The following is an 11,757-nucleotide window of genomic DNA, read 5'->3' on the forward strand; positions in this document are numbered from 1 at the left end:
GACGGGCCCCGCCGATCGGTTCACACGATCGGGGGTTGACTTTCGCACGCCCCTTGCACCACCCTTTCACTACTCAATTAGTGAAAGGGTGGTTGTGGAGTGGTCCACTACCGCATCGACCGGCACAGCGGCGTGGCCACCTACGTCCAGATCGTGCAGCAGACCAAACAGGCCCTGCGCCTGGGCATGCTGGCCCCCGGCGACAAGCTGCCCACGGCCCGCGAGGTGGTCGAAGCGACCGCCGTCAACCCCAACACCGTGCTGAAGGCCTACCGCGAGCTGGAACGCGAGGGCCTGGTGGAGGCCCGGCGCGGCCTCGGCACCTTCGTACGGCGCTCCCTGGGCGCCGCCCCGGCCGACTCCCCGCTGCGCGCGGAACTGGAGGAGTGGGCCGCCCGGGCCCGCGACAGCGGCCTGGAGCGCGAGGACGTGGCCGCGCTGTTCACCGCCGTACTCGACACGCACTACCCGGCACGAACGCCGGGCACCGCACACCCGAAGACCCCTCAGGGAGACCCGTCATGACCGTCCCGGCCATCGAGGCGGACGCGCTCGGCAAGCGCTTCGGCCGGCGCACCGCCTGGGCGCTGCGCGACTGTTCCTTCCGGCTGCCCGCCGGCCGCGTCTGCGCCGTCGTCGGCCCCAACGGCGCGGGCAAGTCGACGCTGCTCGCGATCACCGCCGGGCTGCTCGCCCCCACCGAGGGCACCGCCACCGTCCTCGGCACGGACCCGGCGACCGCCCGCCCCCGGGTGGCCTTCGTCGACCAGGACAAGCCGCTGTACCCGCAGCTCACCGTCGCCGAGACACTGCGCATGGGCGCCGACCTGAACCCCGGCCGCTGGGACGCGGACACCGCCGGGCGGATCGTGGCCGGCGGCGACCTGGACCCGGGCAAGCGGGTCCGCGCGCTCTCCGGCGGCCAGCGCACCCGCGTGGCGCTCGCCCTCGCCCTCGGCAAGCGGCCCGAACTGCTGCTCCTGGACGAGCCGATGGCCGACCTCGACCCGCTGGCCCGGCACGAGCTGATGGGCGTGCTGATGGGGCAGGCCGCCGCGCACGGCACGACGATCGTGATGTCCTCGCACGTCGTCGCCGAGCTGGAGGACTCCTGCGACCACCTGCTGCTGATCGGCGGCGGCCGGGTCCGGCTCGCCGGTGAGATCGACGACCTGCTGGCCGCCCACACCCGGGTCTCCGCCCCGGCGGAGAGCGAGCTGGCCCCGCACCAGGTCGTGGAGTCCCGCACCACCGGCCGCCAGCTCAGCGCGCTGCTCCGCCCGGCCGGACCGCTGCCCGGCGACTGGCGCGCCGGCGCGCCGTCCCTGGAGGAGCTCGTCCTGTCCTACCTGCGCAACCCCGGCGCCCCCTCCCCGGCGGCCCCGGCGCCCGACACCACGGAGGCCGCCGCGTGAGCACCACCCCGACCACCACCGCGGCCACCGCGCCGGCCGCCCCCACCACCGGCCGCCCCGCCCCCGCGCCCCGCCAGCTGCGCTGGCTGGTGCGGCTGCACCGCCCGGCCCTCCTCGCCGGTGCGGCCCTCGTGCTGCTGACCGGCGCGGGGCTGCTGTGGCTCGGCGGCCCGCTCACCGACGCCTCCGCGGCGGCCTGGAAGGAGTACAACGCCTGTTCCTCCAGCCCGCGCTGCTCCTACGACCAGGAGTCGATCGTCCGCTACAAGGAGGTGTACAACTACACGACCTACGCCGTGCTGGCCCTGCCGTTCCTGATCGCCGCGTGGGCCGGCGGCGCGCTCACCGGCCGCGAGATGGAGTCCGGCACGGCCCGCCTCGCCTGGACCCAGGGTGTCTCCCCGGCCCGCTGGCTGGCCGCCCGGCTCGCCTTCCCGGCCGTACTGACCCTCGCGTCGACCGGGCTGCTCGCCGTGCTGCACCGCCTGGCCTGGGTCATGGCCGAGGACAGCGTCGAGACCGCCAAGTCGTGGGACGACTACCCCACCTTCTACGCCAACGGCCCCCTCCCGGTGGCCCTCGCCCTGGCCGGACTGGCCGCGGGCGTCCTCGCGGGTCTGCTGCTGCGCCGCTCCCTGGCCGCGCTCGCCACCGCCGCGGTCGCGGTCGGCGCGCTGTGGGCGGCCGTCCACACCGCCCTGCCGTACCTGTGGCCCGCGGTCACCAGGACCAGCGGTCTGCAGTACGGCCCGGAGGGGCACGGCATCGTGGTCGGCGAGGGCGTGCTGACCGCCGCCGGCGACCGGCTGCCCCTCCCCTGCTACACCACCATGATGCCCGGGTGCGAGGCGACCCTGTCCGACATGGACGCCGTCAGCTTCTACCGCGACCTCCACCCCGCCGCGCACTACTGGCCGCTCCAGCTGGTCGCCTCCGCCGTCGTGCTCGCCGTCGCCGTGCTGCTGGCCGTCGCCGCCTTCCGGCTGCTGCGCCGCCGCACCGGTGCGGCCGCCGGGAAGGCCGCGGGGAAGGCCGCCGGATGAGCGGTACGGGTACGGCGGCACGGGCGCGGCTGCCCCGCACGGTGCTGCGGGTGCACCGTACGGCCCTGCTGGTCTGGGGCGGGTTCGTCGCGGTCCTGGTCTGCTGGCAGGCGTGGCTGAACGGGATCACCGTGGAGGAGGTGCGGGCGGCGGAGGCCGCGTGCTCGAACGCGTGGAGCTGCGTGGACGTCATCGAGGCCCTCCGCTACAGCGAGCCGACCGGCTACGTCGGCTTCCTCACCGGCTACGGATTCCTCGCCGTCGCCGCGTTCGCCGGGGGTGCGCTGATCGGGCGCGAGCTGGAGTCCGGTACCGCGCGGCTGGCCTGGACGCAGGGGGTCACCCCCGTCCGCTGGCTGACCGCCAAGCTCGCCGTGCCGGCCGTGGCACTCGTCGCCGGCGGCACGGTGCTGGTCCTGGCGTTCCGCTGGGGCTGGGCCGCCCACCGGGACCTCATGGGCCACGACTGGGCCGCCGCCGAGGTGTTCGTGGCACGCGGTCCGGCGACGGTGGCGTACGCGCTGTGCGCCCTCGCGGCCGGCACGCTCACAGCGCTGCTGCTGCACCGCGCGCTGCCCGCGCTCGCCGTGTCGGTGGCCGCGATGTGGCTGCTCAACGCCGTCCTCGGGCAGGTCCGCGCGTCCCTGTGGCCGGCCGTGACCCGCACCGGGCCGGAGCGGTTCGAGCTGCCGGGCAACGTCTGGCAGGTGGAGTGGGGCCGTACCGCCGCCGGCGGGCACTACGCGACGTACCACCCGGCCTCCCACTTCTGGCCGCTGCACCTGGTGGAGACCGGCATCGTGCTGGCGGTCGCCGTCGCCGCCACGGCCGCCGCGTTCGCGGTGCTGCGCCGCCGCACGGGCTGACGGATCCGGCCGTACGGCGCCGCCCTCACGCGGGACGGGCGCGGGGCGGACGCGGGGCGGGGGACGGGCGCGGGGGACGCCGTACGACCGGACCCTGTGGGCCGCCCCGCGCTATCCCGTACGTCATGTCTCCGTAACCGCTGATTCAGACAGGCTTGCGACGCTCGGCCAATGCATCCCGCCGTGCCAGAGCCCGCACCGCCCCGACGGGTGAACGGGGGGAACGGGGACGCCTCAGGGCCACCACCGCTCCCACCCGCCTTTTCCGACGCGCCCGTGATGCCCCCGGCGCGGAAGAATGGGGTCATGAGCCAGCCCAACACCCAGGCACAGGTACAGCACCCGCAGCCCTCCGTGGGCTCCATCGCCGCCCACCGCCCGCACACCGTGGCCGGAGTGGTCTCCGACCTGGAACCCGACATCGACGCGGACCTCGACGGATACGAGGAGGCGCAGACGGACGGCGCCCCGCTGCCCCAGGGCCGCTTCCTCGACCGGGAACGCAGCTGGCTCGCCTTCAACGAGCGCGTGCTGGAGCTCGCCGAGGACCCCGCCACCCCGCTGCTGGAGCGGGCGAACTTCCTCGCGATCTTCGCCAGCAACCTGGACGAGTTCTTCATGGTCCGCGTGGCCGGCCTGAAGCGCCGGATCGCCACCGGGGTCGCCACCCGCTCCGCCTCCGGACTCCAGCCGCGCGAGGTACTGGAGATGATCTGGGCCCGCTCCCGCGAGCTGATGGCCCGGCACGCCGCCTGCTACCACGAGGACGTCGCCCCGGCGCTCGCGGAGGAGGGCATCCACCTGGTCCGCTGGAACGAGCTGACGGAGAAGGAGCAGGCCCGGCTCTTCACGCTCTTCCGGCACCAGATCTTCCCCGTCCTCACCCCCCTCGCGGTCGACCCGGCGCACCCCTTCCCGTACATCTCGGGTCTGTCGCTGAACCTGGCCGTCGTCGTACGCAACCCGGTCACCGGCCACAAGCACTTCGCCCGGGTGAAGGTGCCGCCGCTGCTGTCCCGCTTCCTGGAGAGCTCCCCCGGCCGCTACGTCCCCATCGAGGACGTCATCGCGGCCCACCTGGAGGAGCTGTTCCCGGGCATGGAGGTGCTGGAGCACCACGCGTTCCGGCTCACCCGCAACGAGGACCTGGAGGTCGAGGAGGACGACGCGGAGAACCTGCTCCAGGCGCTGGAGAAGGAACTCATGCGGCGCCGCTTCGGGCCGCCGGTGCGCCTGGAGGTGGAGGAGTCCATCGACCGGGAGGTGCTGGACCTGCTGGTGCGCGAGCTGAAGGTCGGCGAGGCGGAGGTGTACCCGCTGCCGGGCCCCCTCGACCTCACCGGTCTGTTCCGCATCCACAGCCTGGACCGGCCGGAGCTGAAGTACCCGAAGTTCGTCGCGGGCACGCACCGCGACCTGGCGGAGGTGGAGTCGGCGTCCCCGCCGGACATCTTCGCCGCGCTGCGCAGCCGGGACGTGCTGCTGCACCACCCCTACGACTCCTTCTCCACCTCCGTGCAGGCGTTCCTGGAGCAGGCGGCGGCCGACCCGGACGTGCTCGCCATCAAGCAGACCCTCTACCGGACGTCCGGCGACTCCCCCATAGTCGACGCGCTCATCGACGCCGCCGAGTCCGGCAAGCAGGTCCTCGTCCTCGTCGAGATCAAGGCCCGCTTCGACGAGCACGCCAACATCAAGTGGGCGCGCAAGCTGGAGGAGTCCGGCTGCCACGTGGTCTACGGCCTGGTCGGCCTGAAGACCCACTGCAAGCTGTCCCTGGTGGTCCGTCAGGAGGGCGAGACGCTACGGCGTTACAGCCACGTCGGCACCGGCAACTACCACCCGAAGACGGCCCGGCTGTACGAGGACCTCGGCGTGCTCACCGCCGACCCGCAGGTCGGCGCGGACCTCTCCGACCTGTTCAACCGTCTCTCCGGCTACTCCCGCCGGGAGACCTACCGCCGTCTGCTGGTCGCCCCCAAGTCCCTGCGGGACGGCCTGGTCTCGCGGATCGACAAGGAGGCCCAGCACCACCGTGCCGGGCGGCCCGCGTACGTCCGCATCAAGGTCAACTCGATGGTCGACGAGGCCGTCATCGACGCCTGCTACCGGGCGTCGCAGGCGGGCGTCCCGGTGGACGTGTGGGTGCGCGGCATCTGCGCGGTGCGGCCCGGCGTGGAGGGCCTGTCGGAGAACATCCGGGTACGGTCCGTCCTCGGCCGCTTCCTCGAACACTCCCGCGTCTTCGCCTTCGGCAACGGCGGGGAGCCCGAGGTGTGGATAGGCAGCGCGGACATGATGCACCGCAACCTCGACCGCCGGATAGAGGCGCTGGTACGGGTCACCGACCCCGCCCACCGGGCGGCGCTGAACCGGCTGCTGGAGACCGGCATGTCCGACACCACGGCGTCCTGGCACCTCGGCCCGGACGGCGAGTGGACCCGGCACGCGACGGACGCGGACGGCCAGCCCCTGCGCAACATCCAGGAGATGCTCATTGACGCCCGGAGGCGCCGGCGTGGCACAGCGACACCATGATCCGATCGCCGGTCCCGTTCCGGTGGACGTCCTGGCCGGCTATCTGCGGGCGCAGGCGACCGAGTTCCTCCGCGCGCTGCGTCTGCACCGGGAGACCGGGGCGGGCGCGGCCGCGTCGGAGGACTCCGTCGAGGCGGCCCGCGCGCTGCGCCGCGCCGCCCGCCGTATCAGCGCCAGCCTCCACACCTTCCAGCCGGCCCTGGACCCCGGCTGGTCCGAGGCGCTCCGCCCCGAACTGGCCTGGGTCTCCGGCACCCTGGCCCAGGAGCACGCCCACACCGCCCGCCTGAACCAACTCCTGCTGGCCCTCCACCGCCTGTCAGGAGCCCCGACCCTCCCCTCCCAGAACACCACCACACCACCCCCACCAGACACCCCGAACGCGGGCACCCGCACCGGGCCGCCCGCGAACACCCACACCCCGGACGGGACCACCCACCCCGGCCCCACGAACACCCACACCCCGGACGCGTCCGCCCACACCGGCCCCGCGAGCCCCCGCACCCCGGACGGGACCACCCACCCCGGCACCGCGAGCCCCCGCACACCGGACACGGGCACCCGCACCTCGGACGCATCGGCCCTCACCCCGCCCACGGACACCCGCATTCCAGACCCGGCCACCCACACCGGGCCCGCGAACACCCGCACCCCGGACGGGACCACGCACCCCGGCACCGCGAGCACCCGCACCCTGGACGCAGCCACCCACACCCCACCCACGGTCACCAGCACCCCAGATCCGGCCACCTGCACCGGCCCTACGGACACCCAGACGGCGGACGAGACCACCCGCCCCAGCGCCACGAACACCCGCACCCCGGACGCATCGGCCCTCACCCCGCCCACGGACACCCGCATTCCAGACCCGGCCACCCACACCGGCCCCACGGGCACCCGCACCCCGGACGGGACCACCCACCCCGGCCCCGCGAACACCCTCACCCCGCACTCGGGCACCCGCCCCGGCCCCACGGACACCCGCACCCCGGACGCACCCGCAGCCCACCCGGCCCCCGCCGCCCCGGCCGCCAGGCCCGGACGCACCGCACGGGCGACCGGGCCGACCCGTACCGTCCCCCTGGCCGGAGGCACCGGCCCCGCCCGGCGGACCGCGACCACCAGCGCCACCACCGCGACCACCGCCACCGCCCCCCAAGCCCCCCGCACCGCCGGTGTGCTCGCGCCCGACGGCGGACGTTCCGCCGTACGGCGGCCCGTGCCCGCCCCCGACCGGGGAAACCTCACCGTCGGTGCCGCCAAGGCCGGTGCGCTGCTGGACCGGCAGCTGACGCTGGCCCGGACCCGGGCGCACTCCACGGCGCTCCAGGCGCTCGGGTCCTCCCGGTTCCACGGGGTCGCCGACAAGGTCGCCTTACTCGCCAGCGAGGTGCCGCTGTCCCCGGCGGCCGACGGCGTCGACCTGCGCCGGCAGGCCGACGCCGCGCGCGACCGGCTCGCCGACGCGGTCGCCGCGCTGCCGCTGCTCACCGCGGGCAGCCCGTACAACGCGGAGGCGCTGATCCACGGGCTCTCCCCGGACCCGTCCCCGCACCCGCAGGACGCCCCGTGGCACCAGGTGCGGCTGCTGCTGCGGCTGCACCGCTACGCCCGCGAGGTCCTGCGCGCCGGCACCGACCCCTCGCTCCTGGCCGCCGGTGAGGCACTGGACCGGCACCGCGACGCCTCCGAGGCGGCCGCCGCCGCGGCGCAGGCCGCCCGCACCCCCCGGATCGCCCCGGCCACGGCGTACGCGCTGGGCGTGCTCCACGCCGACCAGCGGCATGAGGTGGAGGCAGCGCGGTACGCGTTCCAGCGCGCCTGGCGGAAGGAAGCACTCGGCACGCCATAGGCCGGCCACCCACGGAGCACAGAGCACGGAGGCACACGGTGAGCACCCACGACCCGGGCGGGAACCGGCCCCGCGCCCTCACCGTCCGGGCCGCCGGCTGCGTCCTGTGGCGCCGCTCCCCCGTGACCGGCGAGCTCGAACTCTGTCTCGTCCACCGGCCCAAGTACGACGACTGGTCCTGGCCCAAGGGCAAACTGAAGCGCGGCGAGGACCCGCTGGCCGGCGCCCTGCGCGAGGTCGCCGAGGAGACCGGGCACACCGCCGTACCGGCCGCCGAGCTGCCCACCGCGCACTATCTCGCCAACGGACGCCCCAAGCAGGTCCGCTACTGGGCGGCCGAGGCCGTCTCCGGCGCCTTCACCCCGAACGACGAGGTCGACCGCCTCCTCTGGCTCCCCCCGGACGCCGCCCGCGCCCACCTCACCCGCCCCGACGACGCGGCCCTCGTGGACGCCCTGCTCGCCACGCTCCGCCCGGCAGCACCCTGACCGTCCGGTATCGCCCCGTGTCCTCGACGTAAGCGTTCCGTGACCTCACCGCACCGTCCACAGGGGTTCACCCCTCGTTCATGTACGCCAATCGGCCGCTTCACCTGATCTGCCTAATTTCGGCCTTACGCGATGCGGACCGCCCCCGGGAATGGGGGACCGTGTCACCCACACTTCGCACGCCGCCGAATTCAGGACGGCGGCCACTGGAAGGGACTCAAGTGAAGCTTCAGCGCAAGAACCGGCGGGCCCTCGCTCTCGGTGCTCTCGCCGTCTCCGGCGCCCTGGCCCTCACGGCGTGCGGCTCCGACGAAACCGGCAACAGCAACGGCGGTGACGCCTCCGCCACCGCGCAGGCCGGCAACATCGACTGCGGCGACGCCAAGGGCCAGCTCCAGGCCTCCGGCTCCTCCGCGCAGAAGAACGCCATCGACGCCTGGGTCAAGCAGTACTCCGCGGCGTGCAAGGGCGTGCAGGTCAACTACAACCCGACCGGTTCGGGCGCCGGCATCACCGCCTTCCTCCAGGGCCAGACCTCGTTCGCGGGCTCCGACTCCGCGATGGACGCCGAGGAGATCAAGCAGTCCCAGAAGATCTGCAAGGACGGCCAGGCCATCGACCTGCCCATGGTCGGCGGTCCGATCGCCGTCGGTTACAACGTCGAAGGCGTCGACGAGCTCGTCCTGGACGCGCCGACCCTCGCCAAGATCTTCGACAGCAAGATCACCAACTGGAACGACGAGGCGATCGCCAAGCTCAACCCCGACGCCAAGCTGCCCGACCTGAAGATCCAGGCCTTCCACCGCTCGGACGAGTCCGGCACCACGGACAACTTCACCACCTACCTCCAGGCCGCCGCGCCCAAGGACTGGACGTACGAGCCGAGCAAGTCCTGGGAGGCCAAGGGCGGCCAGTCCGCGCAGGGCTCCTCCGGTGTCGCCCAGCAGGTCAAGCAGACCCCCGGCGCCATCTCCTACATGGAGCTGTCCTACGCCAAGGACGGCATGAACACCGTCTCCATCAAGACCGAGGCCGCCGAGCCGGTCGCCGCCACCGTCGAGAACGCGACCGCCGCCATCGGCGCCGCCAAGGTCGTCGGCACCGGCAAGGACCTCGCGCTGGAGCTGGACTACACCCCGTCCGCCGACGGCGCCTACCCGATCGTCCTGGTGACGTACGAGATCGTCTGCGACAAGGGCAACAAGGCGGAGACCCTGCCCACCACCAAGTCCTTCCTGAACTACATGGCTTCCGAGGACGGCCAGTCGCTGCTGGCCGACGCGGGCTACGCCCCGATGCCCGAGGAGATCATCACCAAGGTCCGCGAGACCATCTCGAGCCTCGCCTGACCCGAGAGTGCGGACCGGCCCCGACCACGGAGCCGGTCCGCACCGTCCGGTGCACCGCCATCAGGAGCCCCCGGACCCCGGACGGCTCCGACCGAGCCGCCGGCCCCGGCGGCTCCGCAGACCGGAGAACCCGATGGACATCACGACACAGAAACCCGCCGCACCCCCCGCCGCACCCGGCCCGGCCGCGCCCACGGACCAGCGCGCCGCGCGCGGGGCCACCCGACCCGGTGACCGGATCTTCCTCGGGCTCTCCCGCGGATCCGGCATCTTCGTCCTGGTCCTCATGGCCGCCATCGCGGCCTTCCTGACCTACCGCGCCTCCATAGCCATCAGCAAGAACGAGGCGAACTTCTTCACCTCCTTCGACTGGAACCCCAGCGGCACCCCGCCGGAGTTCGGCATCGCCGTCCTGGCCTTCGGCACCGTCGTGTCGTCGATCATCGCCATGGTCATCGCGGTCCCGATCTCGGTGGGCATCGCCCTGTTCATCACGCACTACGCGCCCCGCCGGCTCGCCGGCCCGATCGCGTACGTGATCGACCTGCTCGCCGCGGTCCCGTCCATCGTCTACGGCCTGTGGGGCGCCCTCGTCCTGGTGCCGCACCTGGGCGGCCTCTACGGCTGGCTCGACGACTACCTCGGCTGGACCGGGATCTTCGACTGGAACGGCGGCGCCCCGCGCTCGCTGTTCACCATCGGCATCCTGCTCGCCCTGATGATCGTCCCGATCATCACCAACGTGAGCCGTGAGGTCTTCCGCCAGGTCCCGCGCATGCACGAGGAGGCGGCCCTCGCCCTCGGCGCCACGCGCTGGGAGGTCATCCGCATGTCGGTGCTGCCCTTCGGCCGCTCCGGCGTCATCTCCGCCTCGATGCTGGGCCTCGGCCGCGCGCTCGGCGAGACCATGGCCGTGGCCATGGTGCTCTCGCCGTCCTTCGACATCAGCGCCAGCCTGCTCGACCCGGGCGGCGGCACCTTCGCCCAGAACATCGCCAGCAAGTTCAACGAGGCCACCGTGATGGGCCAGGACGCGCTGATCGCCTCCGGCATGGTGCTCTTCGTCATCACCCTGGTGGTCAACGGCGCGGCCCGCCTGATCATCGCCCGCCGCAAGGAGTACTCGGGGGCCAACGCATGAGCCACGCAACCCTCTCCCCCAAGCGCAGCTCCCTGCGCGGCGCGACCCTGCCCAAGTGGTTCGCCTGGGCGGTCGCCGCCGGCTCCCTCGCCCTGGGCTACGGCATCAGCGCCGCGGCCGGCCTGAACAGCAGCATCCAGTGGGCCCTGATCGCCTCGCTGCTCTTCGTCCTCGGCTCCTACGGCATCTCCGCCAAGGTCGAGGGCCCCCGCCAGGCCAGGGACCGCACCGCGACCAGCCTGGTCTGGGTCGCCTTCATCCTGGCCGTGACCCCGCTGGCCTCCCTCATCTGGGAGACGGTCAAGCGCGGTGTGAAGGTCCTCGACGTCTACTTCCTCACCCACTCGATGGGCGTGGTCGCCGACTCCGAGCCCGGCGGCGGCATCTACCACGCCATCCTCGGCACCCTGGAGCAGGTCGGCCTCGCCACCCTGATCTCCGTGCCGATCGGTGTGCTCACCGCGATCTACCTCGTCGAGTACGGGCGCGGCAAGCTCGCCAAGGCCGTCACCTTCTTCGTCGACGTCATGACGGGCATCCCGTCGATCGTCGCCGGTCTGTTCGTGCTGAGCCTGTGGGTCCTGATCCTGAAGATGGGCCCGTCCGGCTTCGCCGGCTCGATGGCCCTGTCGATCCTGATGATCCCGGTGGTCGTCCGGTCCACCGAGGAGATGCTCAAGCTCGTCCCGAACGAGCTGCGCGAGGCGTCCCTCGCCCTGGGCGTGCCGAAGTGGCGCACGATCCTGAAGGTGGTCCTGCCGACCTCCATCGGCGGCATCGTCACGGGCGTGATGCTCGCGATCGCCCGCATCACCGGTGAGACCGCCCCCGTCCTGCTGCTGGTCTGGGTCACGAACTTCATCAACGCGAACCCGTTCCAGGACCCGCAGGCGTCGCTGCCGATGTACATCTACCTGCAGTACGCCAACAGCGGCGGCTCGGGTGCGGCGTACGACCGTGCCTGGGCGGCGGCCCTGACGCTCATCGCCTTCATCATGATCCTCAACCTGGCGGCCCGCGGCATCGCCCGCTGGAAGGCCCCGCGTTGACACTCTGCGGCTCCGC

10 protein-coding genes and 1 pseudogene are annotated in these 11,757 nt (G+C 73.1%); all 11 read left to right on the plus strand.

Annotation, left to right across the window (positions count from 1 at the left end):
- Positions 1 to 99: 99 nt before the first annotated feature.
- Positions 100 to 525, plus strand: coding sequence for a GntR family transcriptional regulator (locus tag ACZ434_RS26680; protein WP_468460116.1), 426 nt, complete (start codon positions 100 to 102; stop codon positions 523 to 525).
- Positions 522 to 1,415, plus strand: coding sequence for an ABC transporter ATP-binding protein (locus ACZ434_RS26685; RefSeq protein ID WP_468460118.1), 894 nt, complete (start codon positions 522 to 524; stop codon positions 1,413 to 1,415). The genes ACZ434_RS26680 and ACZ434_RS26685 overlap by 4 nt, the downstream gene beginning before the upstream one ends.
- Positions 1,412 to 2,458, plus strand: coding sequence for an ABC transporter permease (locus ACZ434_RS26690; protein ID WP_468460120.1), 1,047 nt, complete (start codon positions 1,412 to 1,414; stop codon positions 2,456 to 2,458). Before ACZ434_RS26685 ends, ACZ434_RS26690 begins: the two co-directional genes overlap by 4 nt.
- Positions 2,455 to 3,324 (plus strand): ABC transporter permease, encoded by an 870-nt coding sequence (locus ACZ434_RS26695; RefSeq protein ID WP_468460122.1) that lies wholly within the window; start codon positions 2,455 to 2,457, stop codon positions 3,322 to 3,324. Before ACZ434_RS26690 ends, ACZ434_RS26695 begins: the two co-directional genes overlap by 4 nt.
- Positions 3,325 to 3,495: 171 nt before the next feature.
- Positions 3,496 to 5,862 carry an RNA degradosome polyphosphate kinase gene (locus ACZ434_RS26700; RefSeq protein WP_468460123.1) on the plus strand — a complete coding sequence of 789 codons (2,367 nt, stop codon included), beginning with the start codon at positions 3,496 to 3,498 and terminating at the stop codon, positions 5,860 to 5,862.
- Positions 5,843 to 6,209 (plus strand): annotated as a pseudogene (locus ACZ434_RS26705) (CHAD domain-containing protein); the annotation flags it as partial. The gene ACZ434_RS26700 and the pseudogene ACZ434_RS26705, both read left to right, overlap by 20 nt.
- A 512-nt stretch (positions 6,210 to 6,721) precedes the next feature.
- Entirely contained in the window at positions 6,722 to 7,714 is a 993-nt protein-coding gene (locus ACZ434_RS26710; RefSeq protein ID WP_468460172.1) for a CHAD domain-containing protein, read from the plus strand.
- 38 nt (positions 7,715 to 7,752) lie between these two features.
- Entirely contained in the window at positions 7,753 to 8,202 is a 450-nt protein-coding gene (locus ACZ434_RS26715; protein ID WP_468460125.1) for an NUDIX hydrolase, read from the plus strand.
- Positions 8,203 to 8,423: 221 nt separating this feature from the next.
- On the plus strand, positions 8,424 to 9,551 hold the full coding sequence (pstS, locus tag ACZ434_RS26720; RefSeq protein ID WP_468460126.1) for a phosphate ABC transporter substrate-binding protein PstS: 1,128 nt from the start codon (positions 8,424 to 8,426) through the stop codon (positions 9,549 to 9,551).
- Positions 9,552 to 9,684: 133 nt separating this feature from the next.
- Entirely contained in the window at positions 9,685 to 10,692 is a 1,008-nt protein-coding gene (gene pstC, locus ACZ434_RS26725; RefSeq protein WP_468460128.1) for a phosphate ABC transporter permease subunit PstC, read from the plus strand.
- The gene (gene pstA, locus ACZ434_RS26730; RefSeq protein ID WP_468460130.1) at positions 10,689 to 11,741 is read left to right on the plus strand and encodes a phosphate ABC transporter permease PstA; all 1,053 of its coding nucleotides are present in this window, start codon (positions 10,689 to 10,691) and stop codon (positions 11,739 to 11,741) included. The genes pstC and pstA overlap by 4 nt, the downstream gene beginning before the upstream one ends.
- Positions 11,742 to 11,757: the final 16 nt, after the last annotated feature.

The organism is Streptomyces sp. NPDC030893 (assembly GCF_055571535.1).

Excerpts from the sequence above, each read along its gene's own strand:
- ACZ434_RS26685 (WP_468460118.1), top strand. The coding sequence starts at position 522 with ATGACCGTCCCGGCCATCGAGGCGGACGCGCTCGGCAAGCGCTTCGGC.
- ACZ434_RS26695 (WP_468460122.1), top strand. The coding sequence starts at position 2,455 with ATGAGCGGTACGGGTACGGCGGCACGGGCGCGGCTGCCCCGCACGGTG.
- ACZ434_RS26700 (WP_468460123.1), top strand. The coding sequence starts at position 3,496 with ATGCATCCCGCCGTGCCAGAGCCCGCACCGCCCCGACGGGTGAACGGG.
- pstC (WP_468460128.1), top strand. The coding sequence starts at position 9,685 with ATGGACATCACGACACAGAAACCCGCCGCACCCCCCGCCGCACCCGGC.
- pstA (WP_468460130.1), top strand. The coding sequence starts at position 10,689 with ATGAGCCACGCAACCCTCTCCCCCAAGCGCAGCTCCCTGCGCGGCGCG.